We start from the raw sequence: 20,289 nt of genomic DNA, 5'->3' as shown, positions 1-20,289 counted from the left end.
TTATTTATTTCATAGTAGGTTTAATTTTATTAATAAATATCTCTAAATCTAAATAATATAAAATATAACTATAAATTAATAATATTTAACAAACACAATACGAATAATAGGTATATAATTGTTTTATGGAAATTTAGAAGAGGTGATGAAATTTGAATAAAGGAATGAAAATAATAACTTCTATTATAATTATTGTTTTAGTATTATTAGGTGGTACATATTATGCATTAATGCCAGAGGAGAAAGTATCTGTAGAAAAAGGAAAAATTATAACTATTGAGCAGTTAATAAAAGAGTCATCTATAGACAACTTTGAAATATCAAAAAAACCTCTAGGTTTACAAGGAAAAATATCTATAACATCACAAGAATTTAAAGATATAGTTTATTCAGTAATGAAAACAAACAATATAACTGAATTAGAAGATGCTAGTATAATTCTTGAAAATGATAAGGTTAAAATAGTATCTCCGTATAAGGCGTTTGGAATTATAGATAGTCAAATCGAAGCATATTTAATGCCAAAGATATCTGATAACAACTTAAATATAGAAGTAAGTAATTTAAAACTTGGAAAAATTAATTTAAGTGACAAGACTTTAATTAACCATTTAAATTCATATAAAGATAAAATACCATTTACTTTAAATGGAAAAGTTATAACTATAGACAAAAGTTATACATATCCAATAGTTTTAAATAATATAGAAATAAAAGAAAATAAAATAATACTAGATTTGAACTTACAAGTTAATAATATTATAGACGCTATATCTAAATACAAAATTAATATTAGATAAAACATATGAAAATAAACGACAGAAATTAGGTGCATGTATTTATGGAACAAATATTATACTCAATAGCAGATCATAAATTGTTAGCTGCTGTAATAGGACTTTTATTAGTAGCTGTAGAAACATTTGCTCCAGTATTACCACTTTTAGCGATAGTTTTAGCAAATGCTTTTGTTCTTGGAATGTGGAAGGGTTTTTTAGTATCATGGGTTGGTTCAAGCGTTGCATCCATAGCATTATATTATGTTGCTAAAAAATTTTCTACAATTAAGTTCTTTACAAAGTATGAAAAAAATATTAAAATAATTAAAATTAAATCTTGGATAAAAAAACAAGGGTTTAATAGTATATTTATATCATATGTATGTCCTTTTATTCCTGATTTTTTAATAACTATTACATCTGGATTTGTTGGATTTGATATAAAAACATTTATATCTGGGATGGTATGTGGTAAATTTGTTATGTTTTTACTTTTAAGTTATATTGGAGAAGATATTGGTGATTTATTTTATAATCCTAAAAAGATAGTTATATTTACTTTTGCTATTTTAATATCTTGGATAATCGGAAAACGAGTTAATAATAAAATTCATAAAGAGAGCAAATAAAAATGTATTTACAAATATATATAGATTATGATATAATTCTATAGTTGTATTAATTTAAAAAATTAAGGGGGAGAAATATGAAAAAGATATATATCGTAACAACTTATACTGGTACATTATTATCTTATCTTATAAGAAATATAAGTAAAACCCCATATGCACACGTATCTATAGCTTTAAATAAAGAGTTAAGACCTATGTATTCCTTTGGAAGATTAAATCCTAAAACTCCTATATTTGCAGGGTTTGTGGAAGAAAATATAAATGAAGGATTATATGCTATTAAGACAAATACTATGTGTAGGGTGTACTCATTAGATGTTACAGACTTACAGTATGAAAAATTATATAAGAATATAATGAATGTTAGTGAAAATAGAGAAGAATATGATTATGATGTTAAAGCACTTGTATGTTTATCAATAGATAGACCAAGAGAAAAAGAGTATAAGTATGTATGTTCACACTTTGTAGCTGATATGATGCAAAAAAGTGATATACATATAATAGAGAAACCAGCATATGAAACTAGACCTAATGACTTTTATAATTTAGAAGGATTAGAGCTAGAATATGAAGGATTACTATCTAAATATTCAACAAGAGAACCTATATATATAACTAGAGTTGCTGAAGCATAAGCTATTATATTTAAAATTAATAAAACAATGAAGAAAATACCTCATATTTTATATGAGGTATTTATTTTTTTGAAAATTATGGATATAATGTAATTAATAAGGATATAGTTTTGAAAGGAGTATTAAATGAAAAAATTTATACAAACATATGGTGTAGCTTTTTTAATAGTAGCTATTTACGCATTTGTTAAATTACCAGTACTAAGGTTTGATTTCATATCATGTATTTCTGTGCTTATAATTTTCTTTGGTATAGCAGGAATATTAGATATGATGCTTGATAGGGGAGAAAAAACATCTAAAATAGCTAAATATAATTTTTCGATAGCTATAATACTAATAATATACAGTATAGCAGCACCATTTATTGCATCTTCTCCAATACTTCATGCTAAGTCATATAGAAATTTAATTGGAGAAGTTAAAGAAAGCGAATTTTCAAAGGATGTAAGTCCTGTAAATACTAACAATATAAGAGTAGTAGATGAAGATATGGCTATGAAATTAGGAGATAAAAAGTTAGGAGAAGTTCCTGCACTTGGAAGTGTATCTAAGCTTGGTAAATTTCATATACAAAGTGTAAAAGGTGAATTATATTGGGTAGCACCATTAGTACATAGAGATATAATAAAATGGATAACATCATTAGATGGAACAAACGGTTACGTAATGGTATCTGCAAGTAATCCTCAAGATGTTAGACTAGTTCAAGAAATAGATAATAAACCTGTAAAAATAGTTTATCAACCAGAAGCGTACTTCCTTCAAGATTTACATAGACATATGTACGTAAAAGGAATAATGGATGTAGGTATGACAGATTTTACATTAGAAATAAATGACGAAGGAAGACCATATTGGGTGGCTAGTTTATATGAACATAAGATAGGATATAGTGGAGCAAATGCAGTTGGTGTGGCAACTGTGGATGCAGAAACTGGAGAAACTAAAAGATATTCTATAAAAGATGCTCCAAAATGGATAGATAGGATACAACCTCAAGAGTTTGTAACAAATCAAATAAATGATTGGGGATTATATATAAAAGGATTCTTAAATTCAGTTATATCAGAAGAAGGTGTTTTAGTTCCAACTGAAGGAACTTCATTAGTATATGGAAATGACAATAAGGCATATTGGTATACAGGAATAACTTCATCAGGTGGAGATGAATCTACTATAGGATTTATGTTAGTAGATACTAGAACAAAAGAAGCTAAACTATATAAACAACCAGGAGCAACAGAAACTGCTGCAATGAGATCTGCAGAAGGTAAAGTCCAAGAGAAAAATTATGAAGCTACTTTCCCTGTGATGTACAATATCTTAGGGAAACCAACATATGTATCATCTTTAAAAGATAAGGCAGGACTTGTTAAGATGGTATCATTTGTATCAGTTGAAGATTTTAGTGTACTAGGATTAGGTGAATCTAAAGAAGAAGCATTAAGAAATTACAGAGAAGTATTAGCATCAAAAGGAAATAATATAAAAATAGAAAATGATACAACAACAGATAAATTAGAAGGTAGTATAACAAGGATTAGCCCAGATGTTAAATCAGGAAATACATTCTATTATATGACACTCGATTCAAATGAAAGTATAATATTTAATGCAACATCTAAGGTGTCAACAGAAATACCTTTAACAGTAGTAGGAGATAAAGTGAAAATAACTTATCAAAAAGGTGAAAAAGGATTTGTTGATATAGTTGAGTTTGATAACTTAACTTTAGGAAGTCAGCCTGAAGCTAATAATAAGCAAACTACGGAAGAAAAAAACATAGAAGAAAAAACAACTAACGAAGCTGAAAACATTAAACAATAATAGAAAGTAGCTATCTAAAAATTAGATAGCTACTTTTTACATTTTATAAGTATTTATAAATTATAACATAGACTATTAATTAAAATAGTTAAAATGATTTTAGGATATTAGGTGTGCTAAAATTAAATCTATAATTTAAAATAAAATAAATTGATTAAAATATGTAAATTTTATTGTCCCAAATTAATATAATGGTAATATAACTTGCCAAAATAATAACTTCAAGGGAGAATAGACGCAATGATAGGAATAGAAAGAGATATATTAATACTAATTAGCAGAGTAAGATGCATGACGGAAACTCAGGTGGGAAAAGTTTTTGGATCAAAAAAACGATATGGACGAAAGCCTTTCAAAAAAACGCTAAGAAAAATGTGTAATGAATATACTCTTAGAAAATATCCGTGTAATATAAATTATTCGGGGTACAAAGATAATACTTATGTATATTATTTAAACGGAAGTAAAATGTATAAAGGACAAGAACTAGTTAAAGCAGTCATAGGTTCAGAAGTTGCTATAAAGCTAAGCTCAGGTGGATATGAAATTAAAAGATTTTATAGAAATGTATCTGTAGCAGATTCAAAATTTGATTTATTTATAGAGTATATAGATAAATATAATGAACAGAAACAATTATTAGTAGATATAAATCTTGATGGAAATTTTAGATCATCAAAATATGAAGATATGGAATGTAAAATAAATAAATCAACAATACCATTTTATGATATTCCTAAAATATTAGTTGTAACATCTGAAAATATAGATGGATTACAGGAAATTAGAGGAAATTACGAAGTAAATTTCTTAGATTTAAATTTAAGTAAATTATTTAGATATATATAAAACCTATTTTAATAAATAGGTTTTTTTTTGATGATTTGCAGATAATAATTAAAGACACTAAAAATTTAGCAAAAGAGGTGATTATATGGGAGAAATGAATACAGCAGCAATTAGTGCAAATGAATTAGTACTAATAATGGCTTCGATTGCAACGATAGGTGTTATAGGTGGATGGTTTGCTCAGAAACTAAAGCTTCCAGATGTAGTAATTTATTTAATATTAGGAGTGGCTTTCGGTCCTACATTTTTAAATTTAGTAAATATAGAAGCATTTCCAACGGTAAACGAAATTATATTAACTTTCGGGTCAGCATTTATACTTTATGAAGGTGGAAGAGAAGTAAAATTAAAAATATTAAATGAAGTAAAAGTAACTGTAGGGCTTCTAGCATCATTAGGTGTTTTTATAACAGCAGGGATTATAGGACTTACAGCACATTATGTATTTAATTTAGGAATAGGTCCGAGTTTTTTACTAGGAGCTACTATAGCATCAACAGATCCAGCGGCACTTATACCTGTATTTAAAACAGTTCCTATAAAAAATAAATTAAAACAGACTGTAATAAGTGAATCTGCATTTAATGATGCATTTGGTGCAATTTTATTTACATCAATACTTACTGGATTAACTATGGCAGAGAAAGTAGGAATATTAGCAACATCACTAGAGCTAGTATTTATGATATTAATAGGATTATTAGTTGGAATAGGCATAGCATTGATAGCTGTCGGAATTTCATCAGACAAAAAATATGGAATATTCCATGGTTATGCACCTATAATATCAATTACGGTAGTTGTTTTTGCTTATGAAATATCAGAAAGATTTGGTGGAAGTGGATATATGGCAGTATTTATTGCAGGTCTTGTATATGGAAACAAAAAAAGATTTGGATTCTGGGTTCCGGATGAAGATTATATATCAGGAGTACATTTTAGAGAAAATATAGCAACAATAGCAAGAATGTCAATATTCATAGTACTTGGAACGCATCTTAATCTAAATTCATTGTTAAAGTTTGGTATGGGGTCAATAATTGTAGTATTAGTTTTAATGTTCATAGCTAGACCTATAGTAGTTTTAATTTGTACTGCATTTGATAAAAAAACTAATTGGAGCAAAAATGAAAAGTTATTTATGATGTGGGTAAGAGAAACTGGTGTTATACCAGCAGCTTTATCTGGAATAATAGTATCAACGAAAGTAGAGGGATATGAAATTATATCATCAGCTGTATTTATGACTATTATAGTAACGTTATTGATACAGGCTAGTACTACTAATATAGTAGCAAAAAAATTAGAAGTTTTGGAAAAATAAAAAATAGTTGCAAAATTAAGAAAAGGGTGTTAAAACTATATTAATTAATTAATTAAATAAAAAAGCCTAGGGTAGAGGTGCTTAGATTAAGAGTACTTAGTAGTAGCTGGCAAGTGTTGATAACTAAGGAAAGGAATCGTAGCCGAAGAGTGTTAATTGGCAAATAAATTCTCTGGCTTTGTACAAAATATGTGCAAGGCTGTCACTTATTAAAAGTGTTGAGCTACAAGGTTTACTTTGAGTTAAATAAAACGTCCAAAGTATTCCTTTGGACGTTTTTGATTATAGTAAATTATTGCTGAAAACCTCAAAATGGCTGTATACTTTATACTAATACAGGAGGGTATTTATGAAATTACATGGAACTATGTCAGTAAAAAATAGAAACTTATATATAGGTGGTGTAAAATGTGAAAAAATAGCAAAAAAATATTCAACACCACTTTATGTATTTGATGAGAAACTTATAAGACAAAATTGTAGAGAGTATGTAAATTACTTTAAAGTTAAAGAAAAAATCTGTAAAAGACATGATATAACACAAAATATTTATTTTAGAATAACTCCGGGCATAGAAGCACATACACATGAATATATAAAAACCGGACAGATTGATTCAAAGTTTGGTTTTGCACTGGCTAATGGATATTTATATGAAGCTTTAGGAAAAATAAGGGATTATAAAAATATAAGTTTGATAGGACTACATGCACATATAGGATATCAAATATTTGAGATTGATTCATATATGGATGCAGTAGATATAATGATGAATTTAGTAAAGAAAATAATAGAAAATTTTAATATAGAAATAAAAGAAATAGATTTAGGCGGCGGTATAGGTGTTTATTATACCAAGTATGATAGCCCCAAAACTATAAAAGAATTTTGTGAGTCTATAATAAATAGACCAGAAAGAGCTTGCCAAAAACTTAAAATAAATAAACCTATATTAATTATAGAGCCAGGTAGATCTATTGTTGCAAATGCAGGAAGTACGTTATATACAATAGTATCTATAAAAGATATAAAGGATATAAGAACATATGTAAGTGTAGATGGTGGTATGACTGATAATAAAATACCTAAGCCAGCAGTTGTATTTATAGAGAACGGAAAAGCAAAATTAATTTGCAAAAGGCAAACATATAAAGATTTGATATCATTAGAACTTTAAACTGCCTAAATAAAAAAGTTTCCTTTTTTATTTATTTTTTACTGAATAATCGCTAAAAAAATACAAAAAATATTAAAAAATAATAAAAAATAAATAAACTAAATTCGATATTTTTACCTAAATAAACCATATTTATGATAAAATTATCTTAAATAATAAGGAGGGATTTGATGAAATTAAAAATAGTCTTATTGGTATCATTATTATCTATAGTAATGGTTGGATGTTCTGGGTTAAAAGAAAATACAACCGTTCATGATGGAAAAGAAGCATTAGAAGCACACGATTATGAAAAAGCAAGAGATTTTTTATCGGATGCCTTAGAAATGGATAGTTCAGATGAACATGCAAGAGCAATGTATATGCAAGCTACTAAAATGGAAAATGTATTAGAGTACGAAAAAGAAGGAAATTATAATAAAGCTATAAAAGAGCTTGAAGCAATAGAAGAAATAAAAAACGGATCGTCAACTATAAAAACTGAGGCAGCTGCTAAGAAAAAAGAGTTGGTTAAAGCCAATGAAAAGTACTTAAAGGCAAGAGAAGAAAGAAAGCAAAATGCCAAAGAAGTATCTAGTAAAGATCAAGATAGAATAGAAGCACAAGCTTCAATAGAAAAAGAAAAGCATTTAGCATACTTAGCACAAAAGAAAAAACAAGAAGAGGTAGAAGCTAAAAAGAAAGTAGAAGAAGAAGCTAATAAACCACAGGAACCAAATCAAGGTACTAATGAATTGGAAAATCCAGGTATAGTAGTTTCTCCACCAGTTGAACAAACAGTTGCTCAATAATTTAATCAAAAATGCCTATATCTTTATATAGGCATTTTAATCAATGAACGAAATTATTTGTGATATAAAACGTAGTGAATTTTTCACTTAGAACCCTTTATATATAGATGATTTTGAATATATTTGTCAATGCAAGATTTTAAAACAGCAGCTATAGGTACAGATAGAAATACTCCTATTATACCAAATAGTGACCCACCGAGAAGTACAGCTGATATTATCCAAAGAGGACTAAGTCCTACCTGATCTCCCATAACTTTAGGGCCTATTAAATTACCATCTAATTGTTGAAGAACAAATATAAACACTATTACCCAAAATGCTTTTACAGGACCTTGAGTGAGAGCCATAGCAACAGGAGGAATAGCTCCTATAAAAGGACCAAAGTAAGGAATTATATTAGTTAAAAAAACTATAAAAGATAAAAATAACACATTATCTATTCTTAAAAGAAACTTAAACCCAAGAAAAGCAAGTACTCCTATAATTGCTGAATCTAATACTCTTCCTATTATATAATGGTAAAAAATATCATGGCACATAATAAAGAAGTTAACTGTATTATTAGCTTTATTTTTTGTAGTAATACAGTATAGTAAGTTTTTAAACCCCTTAGCTATATTTTCTTTATCGTATAGCATGTATATAGATAATATGACACCCATAGAAATATTAAAAATTAATGATGTTAAACTAAATAAATAAACAATTATATCTGAGGATGTCTTAGAAAAAATATTAATCATTTCCTTAAGTATCAAATTTATATTATTTTGTATATGAGGTATTAAAACTTCTAGTATATCTGTTTGCTTAATATGATTATTTAAAAAATCTTCTATCATACTTATATAATGAGGGATTTCTTTAATTAAAGTATTTAAGGTATTTATAATAGATGGAATAAAAATTTTACCCATTAATAATAAAGAAATAAAAATAATTACATAAGATATGAGGATATTTAACACTCTATGTAAATTAAACTTATTTTCTATATATTTGACTAAAGGATCAATCAAAAGTGCAAGCAAAATTCCTATTAAAAAAGGACTTAAAAGTTTAACTAATCCTCCTATATTAGAAAGTAGCCTAGAAGGAGAATCTATTACTTTATAAATTATTATAGATATAAAGCCTATAAGTACATAATATTTAATATTTTCTTTGGAAATCATAAAATTCTCCTTTATTAACTTATTAAAATTTCTTCAATAATATCTCCAAATATATATGTAAAAATTCGCATAAAATCAAATTTTAACATTATAAAAAGTAAATCAATTAAAGTATGTAATAAAATTTTAGTAAAATAAAGTGTACTGAAATATTATTATGTGTAGATTTTTAGTATTTTATTTAATCAAACACATTTCATAGAAACAAATAACTAAAAAATAATATATAAATTTAAATAAATAATTAGTAACTACAAAAACTAAATATATTAAAATCTATTCAAATATAGTAGATGTATTAAAAAATTTAGTGTTTTGTTTTTAGTATAGATGTATTATGATATAATAATGTAATAAAAATAAGAAAATAGAGAAGGTGCAGTATGAGAATTAACAAATACATAGCTTCTTGTGGAGTGGCATCAAGAAGAAAAGCAGAAGAAATAATATTACAAGGAAGAGTAAAAGTTAATGGTGAAACTGTAGAAGAGTTATCATTTAGCGTAGATGAAAATAATGATATCGTAGAAATAGATAATGAACAAATAGGGCTAGATGAAAAAAAAGTTTATATAGTTTTAAATAAACCAGAAGGTTATATAACAACTGTAAAAGACCAATTTGATAGACCTAGTGTACTTGATTTAGTAAAAGATATAAAAGAAAGAATATATCCAATAGGAAGACTAGACTATGAGACTAGTGGATTATTAATACTTACTAATGATGGTGATTTAACATATACTTTAACTCACCCTAAACATGAAGTAGATAAGACATATATGGCAATAGTAAAAGGAATACCAACATCAGAACAAATGAATGAGTTTGAATCTGGACTTTATATAGAAGACTATAAAACAGCACCAGCTAAAATAAAAATAGTTAAAAAAGATGAAGAAAAAAATTATGCTATATGTCAAATAAAAATACATGAAGGCAGAAATAGACAAGTTAGAAAAATGTGCAGAGTTATAAATCATCCAGTTATGAGACTTAGAAGAGTAGCCATGGGTAAAATTACTTTAAAAGAAACGGAAATTGGAAAGTACAGACATTTAACGGATGAAGAAATACAATACCTAAAAGGTCTTAAATAGAGGTGTTTTATGAAAAAAGCAAAATATTTAACAAAGGTTACGGATATAAATAAACTTTACCTAGATCAAGTTATAAAAGAAGGCGATATTGTAGTAGATGCTACAATGGGAAATGGATATGATACAAAGTATCTGGCTGAAAAAGTCGGAGAAAATGGATATGTATATAGTTTTGATGTTCAGGAAGAAGCCTTAAAATCAACTAAGAAAAGACTTGAAAAAGAAAATTTACAAGACCGTGTAGAGTTAATATTAGATGGTCATGAAAATATGGACAAGTACGTTGCAAAAAAAATTTCATGTGTTGTGTTTAACTTGGGATATTTACCAAGAGCAAAGCATATGATTATAACAAAACCAAATACAACGATAAAAGCTATAGAGCATAGCTTAAAACTATTGAAACCTCATGGGATAGTAAGTATTGCTATTTACACTGGACATGAAGGTGGGCCAGAGGAAAAAAATAGTGTATATGATTTTGTTAAAACGCTAGATCAAAACGAATTTAACGTACTTGAGTGTGGATTTATTAACCAAATAAATAATCCACCACAATTAGTTTTGATAGAGAAGAAGAAAGAATATTAAACCATGCTTTATAGCATGGTTTTTTTTATTTAAATAAGAATATTTATATAACTAATAAATAAGCTTAATATAGGGAGAATTAATTAAGTTAAAAACGCTATAGAGTTAAGGGGGGAGTTTATGAAAAAGACATTGGTAGTAAAAAAATCATGGTGCAAAAAATGTGGTATTTGTGTTGAATATTGTCCAGTAAAAATATTAGAGTTAAAAGAGGATTCAATAAGTGTAACAAATCCTAATAAATGCATAGGGTGTGGTCAATGTGAACAAAGATGTCCAGATTATGCAATATACCTAAAAAAAAGTGAATAAAAACCTTAAGGAGAGATTTGGTATGACTGATAGAATAAAGTTATTACAAGGAAATGAAGCTTGTGTACAAGGAGCAATTTATGCGGGCATGAGATTTTTTGCGGGGTATCCAATAACGCCATCTACAGAAATAGCAGAGATATCATCATTATTACTTCCGAAAATAAATGGAAAATTCATTCAAATGGAAGATGAAATAGGTTCTATAGCAGCTACAATAGGGGCATCTTTAACGGGATATAAATCAATGACAGCGACAAGTGGCCCAGGATTTTCTTTAAAACAAGAGTGTATAGGTTACGCATCATTAGTTGAATCACCATGTGTAATTGTAAATGTACAAAGATGTGGACCTAGTACAGGATTACCTACAAGTCCATCACAAGGTGATTTAATGCAAGCTAAGTGGGGAACTCATGGAGACCATACAATAATAGCATTGTCACCATCAACAGTAGAAGAGACATTTAATTTAACAGTAAAATCATTTAATTTTGCAGAAAAATATAGAGTACCAGTAATACTACTTTTAGATGAAGTTGTAGGCCATTTAAGAGAAAAAATGAGAATACCTATGGCAGGTGAGTTAGATGTATTAAATAGAAAAAAACCAACATGTGATTATAAAGAATATAAAGCATATGAAGATGGTAAAGATTTTGTACCAGCTATGGCAAGTATAGGGGAAGGCTATAGATATAATGTAACAGGCCTTATGCATGATGAAACAGGATTTCCAACAAATAGCACAGTAGAAACTGAAAAATTAATGAATAGATTGTTCAATAAAATAGAAAAAAATCTAGATGATATATTAATTTATGAAGAATATGAGACAGAGGATGCAGACGTTTTATTTGTTTCATTTGGAGGGTCATCACGTTCTTGCAAAGATGCAGTTAAAATGTTAAGAAATGAAAATATAAAGGCTGGATTATTTAGTATAAAAACAGTATGGCCATTCCCAGAAGATAAATTAATAGAGGTTAGTAAAAATGCAAAACAAATAGCTGTTGTTGAAATGAATAAAGGACAAATGATATTAGAGGTACAAAGAGTATTAGGAAAAGAAAAAGACATATTTGGTATTAATAAAATAAATGGTGAAGTAATAACTCCTAATGAGATAATAGCTAAAATTAAGGAGGAATGTATCAATGCCTAGTGAAGTAATTAAAAACAATTTAAGAACAAATAGACTTCCTCATATTTGGTGTCCTGGGTGTGGACATGGAATACTAATGAGAGCGATAGCAGTTGCAATAGAAGAATCTGATATAGATAAGGATAAGGTTTGTATAGTTTCAGGAATAGGATGCTCATCAAGAGCAGCAGGATATATGGACTTTAATACTGTTCATACAACTCATGGTAGAGCATTGGCATTTGCAACAGGAATAAAACTTGCAAAACCAGATCTTCATGTGATAGTAATTAGTGGAGATGGAGATTTGACAGCTATAGGTGGAAATCATTTTATACATGCATGTAGAAGAAATATAGATATAACAACAATAGTATTTAATAACAATATATATGGTATGACAGGTGGACAATATTCTCCAACTACCCCAAATGGAGATTTTGCAACAACAGCTCCGTTTGGTAACATAGACAAACCGTTTGATATATGTGAATTAGCTTGTGGAGCAGGTGCTAGTTTTGTAGCACGTTCAACAGTATACCATGTTCCAAATACAATTCAATATATTAAAAAAGCACTTAATCATAAGGGATTTTCATTGGTAGAGGGGTTAAGCATATGTCCAACATACTATGGAAGAAAAAATAAAAAAGGCTCACCAGTTATTTTAATGAATGAGCTAAAAGATAGAAGTATTAATTTAACTAAAAAAGATACTTTAACAGAAGAACAGCTAACAGAAAAAATTTTAATAGGTATATTTAAAGATACTATCACGCCTGAATACACAGATGAATATAAGAAAGTATTAGATAAGTTCAATAAATAGATAGATTTAATAAAAAATACCTAAGGAGAGATATAAAAGATATGAAAGTAGAAGTAAGACTTAGCGGTTCAGGAGGTCAAGGTTTAATATTAGCCGGAATAATATTAGCAGAGGGTGCAATAAGCACTAACTTAAATGCAGTTCAAACACAATCATATGGGCCAGAAGCTAGAGGTGGAGCTAGTAAATGTGAAGTTGTTATAAGTGAAAATGAAATAAATTTTCCTAAAATTTCAAATCCAAATATATTATTATCTTTAACACAAAAATCTTTAAATCAGTACTTAAAAGATATGGACAATAGTGGTATAATAGTTATTGATAGTTCAATAGAAGTAAAATGTACAGAAAATTTGAATATTTACAAGTTTCCGATAATAGATTCTTCAAAGGAAGTGACTGGAAGCTACGTTTCAGCGAATATGGTTGCACTGGGAGTTATTAGTCAGTTAGTAAAAGATGTAGATATAGAAAATATTAAAAAGTCAATAATAAAGAGGGTTCCAAAAGGAACTCAAGAGTCAAACATAAAGGCATTTGAAAAAGGAATTGAACTTTTCAGAAATAATATTGATGTAAACCACTAAAGGAGAAAGATATGGACGATACAAAGGATTTAAAAGATAGCAAAAAGCTTATATCAGACATCCAAGCTCAATACCCAAGATTTAGTAAAGGACAAAAACTAATAGCACAGTATATTTTGTCAAATTACGATAAAGTAGCATTTATGACTGCATGCAAACTAGGAGATACAGTAGGGGTAAGTGAATCTACTGTTGTAAGATTTGCAAATGCCTTAGGATACTCAGGATATCCAAAGTTACAAGCAGCACTTCAAGAGTTAATAAAAAATAAATTAACTACAGTGCAAAGAGTAGAAATGGCAAAAGAGTATAGCGATGATTATACCATACTTAATAAAGTTTTAAAAAGTGACATGGATAACATAAAAACTACTTTAGAAGAAATAGACCATAAAGCCTTTGAAGATTCAGCGAATAGATTATTAAAAGCAAGAAAAATATATATATTAGGTATGAGAAGTTCATTTACTATAGCTCAATACTTAGGATTTTATTTAGATATAATACTTGATAATGTCCATATAATTAGAATGGATATGGGGGATGCGTTTGAACAAATAGTAAGAATAGATGAAAATGACGTTATAATAGCTATAAGTTTCCCAAGATATTCTAAAAAATCATATCAAATAGTAAATTATGCAAAAGAAAAAGGAGCACATATAATATCTTTAACAGATAGTTTATTTGCACCAGTAGCATCTCTTGCAGATAATACACTTTTAGTAAAAAGTAATATGGCATCATTTGTTGACTCATTAGTTCCTGCTTTAAGTATAGTTAATGCACTTATAGTTGCAGTAGGTATGAAAGAGAAGGATGATATAAAAGAATACTTTGATGACCTAGAAAAAATATGGGATAGATACTCAGTATACGAGTAAAATTTAATTAAATAACAAAAAATAAGTCCAGCTAACAACATAAGTTAGCTGGATTTAACTTTTAATATTAATTTAATAAATTAAAAAAAGCATCTTCTTGTACAAGAATTACAGTTACAATTACAGCTGCAAGAGTTAATCTTAAAGCAGCAACAATACCAATCAGAATCCCAAGAGTTATTATTACAGTTGCAGCTATTATTATGGCAGCAGTTGTTATTATTATTGCAGTTACAGTTATTACCATTACAGCAAATGCTGTTATTGTTGTTGCACCACCAATTATTGTTTACAAAACAACTATCACAAGATTTTTTATTGCACTTATCACTGTTATTACATAAATTACACATGAACAAATCGCCTCTTAAATTAGTAAATATTAAGATTTTATATGAATCATAATTATAAAAAATAAATATTTTTATACAAAATCTATACAATATAGTATGTCGTAGCATGTCGGAATGTTACGGCTTATAATAATGTTATAAAATAGGTAAAAATAAAAAATATAAATTAAAACACTCTTTAATATATATAATAAAGGGTGTTTTAATTTATATTTAAATTTAATTAATAACATATTGGGGGGAGAATCATGGATAAATCATTTAATAAATTTGTATTTGGATATCCTATGCTATTTGAAAAAAAGGGAGATCAATATGTTGTAAGAATAAAAGAGCTAGATATAAAGCAACAATCTCAAAGTAGGGGTAGGGCTATTAGAGAAGTTTTTGAAGAAATAAGAGAAAAAAATAAGTTGAATTTGATAGAACCTAAAAAATACAACTGTGAACTATCTTATTATAATGATTTGCAGATAAGGCTATTTAAAATAAATCAAAAAATAACTAAATTTGGTTTCTCTATAATCGCAGAGGATATAAATGAAATAGATATATTAAAATTAGAAAAACTATGTACAGAAATAGATTTAAATAAGTTATACGATACATATGAAACACAAAATATTGAAAATGAAATTATAAAAATATTAGATCCATACATAATAAGTCCTCACTTAAGAGCTTTAAACATGGTATCATTAATAATGAAGACAAAGCATATAAACAAGTTTTCACATATAATAGAACAATCATATTTAAGTTTATTTAGAGAAGAATACATATCTACAGTAATGATATTAACACCTGTTATAGAAGGAATACTATTATCTTTATATGAGTTTAGATCTATAGATAAAAAACCAAAAGAACATCAACTTTTAAATAAGTGGGCTGAGTTAGAATACAATAATTTTAATGAAAAAATACCACATCCATTTATAGTTGATGAGTACATAAGAGCATTTATTGATATATCAGAAAAGATAATATTTACAAAGCATCAAATAGCAAGAGACAACTCATATTTTAATAGAAATTATATAGCGCATGTAATGGGAGATGGAAGATTTTATTCAAGAAATAATGCATATAAATTAATTCATCTAATAGATTTAATGGCACATGTGCTTGCAGCATGTACAGGAGAGCATAAAAGATATGCATTTAATAGAGATAATACTGATTATAAATTAAGACTCTATTATTATACCAATTTAGCGAATGAAAAGGATATTGAAGAGTCTAAGCGACATATATTCAATTCACATTTGAATTTTAAAGGTTACTTGTAATAAGTAAAATAATAAGAACTAAAATTAGTATAAACTAATGAGAAAACAATGAGGTGGAAAATGAATAAGACTATTGGGGTACTTGCACATGTAGATGCAGGAAAGACAACATTTTGCGAACAAATACTTTACCATACAAATTCAATTAGAAGTAGAGGTAGAGTTGATTTAAAAAATACATTTTTAGACAATCACGACATAGAAAGACAAAGAGGAATAACTATATTTTCAGAACAAGGTGTATTTGAATATAATAATTCAAAGTACTATTTAGTAGATACACCAGGACATATAGATTTTTCTGCGGATATGGAAAGAGCTATAAGTATAATGGACTATGCCGTAGTAGTTATAAGTTCAGTTGAAAAAATTCAATCTCATACAAAAACAGTATTTAGGTTACTTAAAAACAATAATGTTCCTATAATATTTTTTGCGAATAAAATAGATAGAGAAGGAGCAGATATAGAACTTTTAATACAAGATATAAAAGATAATTTAACGAGTGATGTAGTTGATTTAAGCGGAAATTTAAATATAGAAAATAATAAAGAACTTAGTGATGAACTTATAGAGTTTATATCAGAAAGAGATGACTTGTTATTTGAAAAATACTTAAACGATGAATATGAAAATGATTTGTGGGTAGATAGATTAAAAGAAATGGTAAAAACATTAAAGATACACCCTTTACTAAAAGGATCAGCGCTTCATGATATAGGGATAGATGAATGCTTACAAAAAATAGATTTTTTAACTTATACATCTTATGATGAAAATAAAGAATTTGTAGGAAAAGTTTATAAAGTTAGATACGATGAAAATAAAAATAGAATAACATATATAAAAGCACTTCAAGGGAAACTTAAAGTTAAAGATGAAGTAAATTACAATCATAAAGATAAAATTTTAAGTGAAAAAATTAATTCTATTAGAGTTTATAATTCAAATAAATACGAAGTAGTAAATGATATAAAAGCAGGGCAAATATTTGCAGTAACAGGAATAACACAAGCAATTTCAAAAGAATATCTCTCTCAAATTGATTATAATTTAAACGATATAAATAAAATAAGTAATAAAAATGAGATAATTCCCACTCTAAAATCAAAAGTTATATTTGATGAGTGCTTAAACATAAAAGATATATTAAATATTTTTAAAATACTAGATTCTGAAGAACCAGCATTAAATGTAGTTTGGGATGAATATTTAAAAGAAATACACATACATGTCATGGGAAAAATTCAATTAGAGATACTAAAAGATGTTATAAAAAATAGATTTGGTGTAGATATTGAGTTTGGAAAATGTGAAATATTATATAAAGAAACAGTAAAAGAAAGAACAATAGGATATGGACATTTTGAACCATTAGGTCACTATGCAGAAGTACATTTACTAATAGAGCCAAATAAAAGAAATTCTAGTATAACATTTAAAAATAATGCGTATGTAGATGAGATATCAATTGGAAATCAAAACTTAATAAAGACTCATTTATTTGAAAAAGAACATAAAGGAGTACTTTGTGGTTATCCCTTAACTGATTTAAGTATAACGTTATTAACGGGAAGAGCACACAATAAACACACTAGTGGAGGAGACTTTAGGCAAGCAACTCTAAGAGCATTAAGACAAGGTTTAGATCAAGTTAAAAGTATTTTACTGGAGCCATATTATAGATTTAAAATAGAAGTGGATTTAAATAATATGGGAAGAGTATTATCAGATATTCAAAAAATGAATGGAGAATTTAATCCTCCAGAAACTTTTAAAGATAAAACAATAATAGAGGGTAGAGGGCCTGTTGCTACCTTTATGGAGTATAGTTTAGAATTAGCGACATTTACAAAAGGTAATGGAACTATAAGTTTAGTATTTGATGGATATGATATATGTCACAATAGTCAAGAGGTAATAGAACAAATAGGATATGACAAAGATTCAGATAGTGAATATACATCAAACTCAATCTTTTGTTCTAAAGGCAAAGCATATGTAGTACCTTCAGAAGATGTTAAAAATCATATGCATTGCTTAAAATAAAAAGTTGAAATTTTGTATTGACAATATAAAAAAAATATAATAAAGTATATAGAAATAAATCTTTCGTATAACCCCAATAATAAGGTTTGGGGGTCTCTACCAAGAACCAATAATTCTTGATTACGAAGAAGTTATACATATTTATGTATGAAAAACTTCTTTGTAATTAAGAATTTTTTTTTATACATAAAATTAATATAAATATAAAAAATAAATAAAAAAGGGGACGATATTATGACGAAAAAATTACCAAAAATAGAGTTACATTGCCATTTAGATGGAAGCGTTAGAGCAAACACTATAATAGATATAGCTAAAAATGAAGATATAACATTACCATCTTTGGATGAAAATGAAATAAAAAAGTTAGTTCAAGTACCTGAGGATTGTACATCGCTTAATGAATATTTAAAAAGATTTGATTTACCTAATATGATAATGCAAACTAAGGAAGGTTTAGAAAGAGTAGCGTTTGAATTATTAGAGGATGCAGCTAGTGAAAATGTTAAATATATAGAAATAAGATTTGCTCCACAACTTCATACTCAAGAAGGATTAAACTTTAAAGAAATAATCCAAAGCGTTATAAATGGGATAAATAAAGCTGAAAAGATATATGATATAAGGGGAAATATTATATTATCTTGTTTAAGACATATGAGTGTAGAGGATGCTGACTTAACAGTAGAGTCAGGAAAAGAATTTTTAAATAAAGGTGTAGTGGCTATAGATTTAGCAGGTCCAGAAGAGGAAGGTTTTGCAGTTAAATTTAAATCAGTAATTGATAAAGCAAGAGGTTATGGGTATAAAGTTACTATTCATGCAGGTGAGGCTGCAAGTGGTCAAAATGTAATAGATGCAATAAAGTTACTAGGAGCCCAAAGAATAGGTCATGGTGTTAGAATTAAAGATATGAAAGAAGCTTATGATTTAGTAAAAAGCAATAACGTAGTATTAGAAATGTGTCCTACTAGTAATATACAAACTAAAGCTATAGAAGATTTCAGACAATATCCATTATTAGATTTTTATAAAGATGATATAAAGGTTACATTGAATACAGACAATAGAACAGTTTCAAATATAGATTTAACTGATGAAATAAAATTAATATCTGATAATTTTGGATTTAGTAATGATGATTATAAAAAAATATACCTAAACAGTATAGATGCTATATTTGCAGATGAAGAAACTAAAGCATGGTTAAGAGCTTTTATATAAATAAGATTTAGTTTGAAAATAAAAAAGTCTATAGATATTAATAAATTATTTTGTTTATTAATCTATAGACTTTTTCTAGTAATTAAGAATAATTACATTTTATCAGGAGCAGGATATTCAACTCCTTTAGTATCAACTTTAATAGACTTTATTACAACATCTTTAACAGGTTTATCATTAGCACCTGTTTCAACATTTTCTATTTCATGAATAATATCCATTCCTTTTGTAACCTTACCAAAAGAAGCATATTGGCCATCTAGATGAGAAGCATCTTTAGTTACTATAAAGAACTGACTTCCAGCGCTATCTTTACTTTGACTTCTAGCCATAGATAAAACACCTTCAGTATGAGCTAAGTCGTTTTTAAATTTGTTTTTTGTAAATTCACCTTTTATACTATATCCTGGTCCACCCATACCAGTTCCATCAGGATCACCACCTTGAATCATAAAATCTTTTATAACTCTATGGAATGTAAGTCCATCATAAAAACCACTATTAGATAGTTCAATGAAATTATTTACAGTATTTGGAGCTATATGAGGATAAAGTTCTGCTTCAACAGTTCCAAAATCTTTAAATACTATAGTGGCAACTGGTAATTCCTTTGGTGGAGTTCTTACTTCATCAACACTTGATTCATTCGATGAACATCCAACCAAAGCTAAAGCTCCTGCAAGTATACTTGCCAAAAATCCTTTTTTTCTTTTAGTAGTCATAGTT

21 protein-coding genes and 2 riboswitches are annotated in these 20,289 nt (G+C 27.4%); of the genes, 18 read left to right on the top strand and 3 right to left on the bottom strand.

Annotated features, from left to right (window positions below; genetic code table 11):
* Positions 1–152: 152 nt before the first annotated feature.
* From NWE74_RS05005 to NWE74_RS04970, 8 genes are all read left to right on the top strand, one after another.
* Positions 153–800, top strand: coding sequence for a DUF2140 domain-containing protein (locus tag NWE74_RS05005; RefSeq protein ID WP_258242134.1), 648 nt, complete (start codon positions 153–155; stop codon positions 798–800).
* A 41-nt stretch (positions 801–841) separates the two neighbouring features.
* Positions 842–1,408, top strand: a complete 567-nt coding sequence (locus NWE74_RS05000; protein WP_258242133.1) for a TVP38/TMEM64 family protein — start codon at positions 842–844, stop codon at positions 1,406–1,408.
* 77 nt (positions 1,409–1,485) lie between these two features.
* Positions 1,486–2,049 carry a hypothetical protein gene (locus tag NWE74_RS04995; RefSeq protein WP_258242132.1) on the top strand — a complete coding sequence of 188 codons (564 nt, stop codon included), beginning with the start codon at positions 1,486–1,488 and terminating at the stop codon, positions 2,047–2,049.
* A 126-nt stretch (positions 2,050–2,175) separates the two neighbouring features.
* Positions 2,176–3,879, top strand: a complete 1,704-nt coding sequence (locus tag NWE74_RS04990; RefSeq protein WP_258242131.1) for a hypothetical protein — start codon at positions 2,176–2,178, stop codon at positions 3,877–3,879.
* Between the two features lie 240 nt (positions 3,880–4,119).
* Positions 4,120–4,728 (top strand): hypothetical protein, encoded by a 609-nt coding sequence (locus NWE74_RS04985; RefSeq protein ID WP_258242130.1) that lies wholly within the window; start codon positions 4,120–4,122, stop codon positions 4,726–4,728.
* Positions 4,729–4,813: 85 nt separating this feature from the next.
* Positions 4,814–6,052 (top strand): cation:proton antiporter, encoded by a 1,239-nt coding sequence (locus NWE74_RS04980; RefSeq protein ID WP_258242129.1) that lies wholly within the window; start codon positions 4,814–4,816, stop codon positions 6,050–6,052.
* Positions 6,053–6,116: 64 nt separating this feature from the next.
* A riboswitch (Lysine riboswitch) is annotated at positions 6,117–6,286 on the top strand.
* 115 nt (positions 6,287–6,401) lie between these two features.
* The gene (locus NWE74_RS04975) at positions 6,402–7,229 is read left to right on the top strand and encodes a diaminopimelate decarboxylase family protein (protein ID WP_258242128.1); all 828 of its coding nucleotides are present in this window, start codon (positions 6,402–6,404) and stop codon (positions 7,227–7,229) included.
* A 170-nt stretch (positions 7,230–7,399) separates the two neighbouring features.
* Positions 7,400–8,020, top strand: a complete 621-nt coding sequence (locus NWE74_RS04970) for a tetratricopeptide repeat protein (RefSeq protein ID WP_258242127.1) — start codon at positions 7,400–7,402, stop codon at positions 8,018–8,020.
* A gap of 83 nt (positions 8,021–8,103) precedes the next feature.
* Here the strand turns inward: NWE74_RS04970 and NWE74_RS04965 are convergent, their stop codons facing one another.
* Positions 8,104–9,198, bottom strand: coding sequence for an AI-2E family transporter (locus NWE74_RS04965; RefSeq protein WP_258242126.1), 1,095 nt, complete (start codon positions 9,196–9,198; stop codon positions 8,104–8,106).
* A gap of 383 nt (positions 9,199–9,581) precedes the next feature.
* Here NWE74_RS04965 and NWE74_RS04960 point away from each other — a divergent pair, with 383 nt between their 5' ends.
* The 7 genes from NWE74_RS04960 (at position 9,582) to NWE74_RS04930 (ending at position 14,645) form a co-directional block, all read left to right on the top strand.
* Positions 9,582–10,298: a pseudouridine synthase gene (locus NWE74_RS04960; RefSeq protein ID WP_258242125.1), complete on the top strand. Its 717-nt coding sequence runs from the start codon at positions 9,582–9,584 to the stop codon at positions 10,296–10,298.
* A gap of 9 nt (positions 10,299–10,307) precedes the next feature.
* Positions 10,308–10,889 (top strand): class I SAM-dependent methyltransferase, encoded by a 582-nt coding sequence (locus NWE74_RS04955; protein WP_258242124.1) that lies wholly within the window; start codon positions 10,308–10,310, stop codon positions 10,887–10,889.
* A gap of 120 nt (positions 10,890–11,009) precedes the next feature.
* Positions 11,010–11,201 (top strand): 4Fe-4S binding protein, encoded by a 192-nt coding sequence (locus NWE74_RS04950; protein ID WP_258242123.1) that lies wholly within the window; start codon positions 11,010–11,012, stop codon positions 11,199–11,201.
* Positions 11,202–11,223: 22 nt separating this feature from the next.
* The gene (locus tag NWE74_RS04945) at positions 11,224–12,366 is read left to right on the top strand and encodes a 2-oxoacid:acceptor oxidoreductase subunit alpha (protein WP_258242122.1); all 1,143 of its coding nucleotides are present in this window, start codon (positions 11,224–11,226) and stop codon (positions 12,364–12,366) included.
* Positions 12,359–13,174 (top strand): 2-oxoacid:ferredoxin oxidoreductase subunit beta, encoded by an 816-nt coding sequence (locus NWE74_RS04940; RefSeq protein ID WP_258242121.1) that lies wholly within the window; start codon positions 12,359–12,361, stop codon positions 13,172–13,174. The genes NWE74_RS04945 and NWE74_RS04940 overlap by 8 nt, the downstream gene beginning before the upstream one ends.
* Positions 13,175–13,215: 41 nt before the next feature.
* Positions 13,216–13,761, top strand: coding sequence for a 2-oxoacid:acceptor oxidoreductase family protein (locus tag NWE74_RS04935; RefSeq protein ID WP_258242120.1), 546 nt, complete (start codon positions 13,216–13,218; stop codon positions 13,759–13,761).
* A gap of 11 nt (positions 13,762–13,772) precedes the next feature.
* Positions 13,773–14,645: a MurR/RpiR family transcriptional regulator gene (locus tag NWE74_RS04930; protein ID WP_258242119.1), complete on the top strand. Its 873-nt coding sequence runs from the start codon at positions 13,773–13,775 to the stop codon at positions 14,643–14,645.
* Positions 14,646–14,712: 67 nt separating this feature from the next.
* Here the strand turns inward: NWE74_RS04930 and NWE74_RS04925 are convergent, their stop codons facing one another.
* Complete coding sequence (locus tag NWE74_RS04925) at positions 14,713–14,892, bottom strand: hypothetical protein (protein WP_258242118.1); 180 nt, start codon at positions 14,890–14,892, stop codon at positions 14,713–14,715.
* A 354-nt stretch (positions 14,893–15,246) separates the two neighbouring features.
* Between NWE74_RS04925 and NWE74_RS04920 the strand changes: the two genes are divergently transcribed.
* From NWE74_RS04920 to add, 3 genes are all read left to right on the top strand, one after another.
* On the top strand, positions 15,247–16,290 hold the full coding sequence (locus NWE74_RS04920) for a hypothetical protein (RefSeq protein ID WP_258242117.1): 1,044 nt from the start codon (positions 15,247–15,249) through the stop codon (positions 16,288–16,290).
* A gap of 60 nt (positions 16,291–16,350) precedes the next feature.
* Positions 16,351–18,339, top strand: a complete 1,989-nt coding sequence (locus tag NWE74_RS04915) for a TetM/TetW/TetO/TetS family tetracycline resistance ribosomal protection protein (RefSeq protein ID WP_258242116.1) — start codon at positions 16,351–16,353, stop codon at positions 18,337–18,339.
* A 43-nt stretch (positions 18,340–18,382) separates the two neighbouring features.
* Positions 18,383–18,482, top strand: a riboswitch (purine riboswitch).
* A 91-nt stretch (positions 18,483–18,573) separates the two neighbouring features.
* The gene (gene add, locus NWE74_RS04910) at positions 18,574–19,563 is read left to right on the top strand and encodes an adenosine deaminase (RefSeq protein ID WP_258242115.1); all 990 of its coding nucleotides are present in this window, start codon (positions 18,574–18,576) and stop codon (positions 19,561–19,563) included.
* A 92-nt stretch (positions 19,564–19,655) separates the two neighbouring features.
* On the opposite strand, the gene NWE74_RS04905 is transcribed toward add, so the two are convergent.
* Positions 19,656–20,285 (bottom strand): peptidylprolyl isomerase, encoded by a 630-nt coding sequence (locus tag NWE74_RS04905; RefSeq protein ID WP_258242114.1) that lies wholly within the window; start codon positions 20,283–20,285, stop codon positions 19,656–19,658.
* Between the last annotated feature and the right edge of the window lie 4 nt (positions 20,286–20,289).

This window comes from Romboutsia lituseburensis, assembly GCF_024723825.1.
GTDB lineage: Bacteria > Bacillota > Clostridia > Peptostreptococcales > Peptostreptococcaceae > Romboutsia_F > Romboutsia_F lituseburensis_A.
This window is presented reverse-complemented; position numbering and strand designations above follow the sequence as displayed.

Excerpts from the sequence above, each read along its gene's own strand:
- NWE74_RS05000 (WP_258242133.1), top strand. The coding sequence starts at position 842 with ATGGAACAAATATTATACTCAATAGCAGATCATAAATTGTTAGCTGCT.
- NWE74_RS04995 (WP_258242132.1), top strand. The coding sequence starts at position 1,486 with ATGAAAAAGATATATATCGTAACAACTTATACTGGTACATTATTATCT.
- NWE74_RS04990 (WP_258242131.1), top strand. The coding sequence starts at position 2,176 with ATGAAAAAATTTATACAAACATATGGTGTAGCTTTTTTAATAGTAGCT.
- NWE74_RS04985 (WP_258242130.1), top strand. The coding sequence starts at position 4,120 with ATGATAGGAATAGAAAGAGATATATTAATACTAATTAGCAGAGTAAGA.
- NWE74_RS04980 (WP_258242129.1), top strand. The coding sequence starts at position 4,814 with ATGGGAGAAATGAATACAGCAGCAATTAGTGCAAATGAATTAGTACTA.
- NWE74_RS04975 (WP_258242128.1), top strand. The coding sequence starts at position 6,402 with ATGAAATTACATGGAACTATGTCAGTAAAAAATAGAAACTTATATATA.
- NWE74_RS04970 (WP_258242127.1), top strand. The coding sequence starts at position 7,400 with ATGAAATTAAAAATAGTCTTATTGGTATCATTATTATCTATAGTAATG.
- NWE74_RS04965 (WP_258242126.1), bottom strand. The coding sequence starts at position 9,198 with ATGATTTCCAAAGAAAATATTAAATATTATGTACTTATAGGCTTTATA.
- NWE74_RS04960 (WP_258242125.1), top strand. The coding sequence starts at position 9,582 with ATGAGAATTAACAAATACATAGCTTCTTGTGGAGTGGCATCAAGAAGA.
- NWE74_RS04955 (WP_258242124.1), top strand. The coding sequence starts at position 10,308 with ATGAAAAAAGCAAAATATTTAACAAAGGTTACGGATATAAATAAACTT.
- NWE74_RS04950 (WP_258242123.1), top strand. The coding sequence starts at position 11,010 with ATGAAAAAGACATTGGTAGTAAAAAAATCATGGTGCAAAAAATGTGGT.
- NWE74_RS04945 (WP_258242122.1), top strand. The coding sequence starts at position 11,224 with ATGACTGATAGAATAAAGTTATTACAAGGAAATGAAGCTTGTGTACAA.
- NWE74_RS04940 (WP_258242121.1), top strand. The coding sequence starts at position 12,359 with ATGCCTAGTGAAGTAATTAAAAACAATTTAAGAACAAATAGACTTCCT.
- NWE74_RS04935 (WP_258242120.1), top strand. The coding sequence starts at position 13,216 with ATGAAAGTAGAAGTAAGACTTAGCGGTTCAGGAGGTCAAGGTTTAATA.
- NWE74_RS04930 (WP_258242119.1), top strand. The coding sequence starts at position 13,773 with ATGGACGATACAAAGGATTTAAAAGATAGCAAAAAGCTTATATCAGAC.
- NWE74_RS04925 (WP_258242118.1), bottom strand. The coding sequence starts at position 14,892 with ATGGTAATAACTGTAACTGCAATAATAATAACAACTGCTGCCATAATA.
- NWE74_RS04920 (WP_258242117.1), top strand. The coding sequence starts at position 15,247 with ATGGATAAATCATTTAATAAATTTGTATTTGGATATCCTATGCTATTT.
- NWE74_RS04915 (WP_258242116.1), top strand. The coding sequence starts at position 16,351 with ATGAATAAGACTATTGGGGTACTTGCACATGTAGATGCAGGAAAGACA.
- add (WP_258242115.1), top strand. The coding sequence starts at position 18,574 with ATGACGAAAAAATTACCAAAAATAGAGTTACATTGCCATTTAGATGGA.
- NWE74_RS04905 (WP_258242114.1), bottom strand. The coding sequence starts at position 20,285 with ATGACTACTAAAAGAAAAAAAGGATTTTTGGCAAGTATACTTGCAGGA.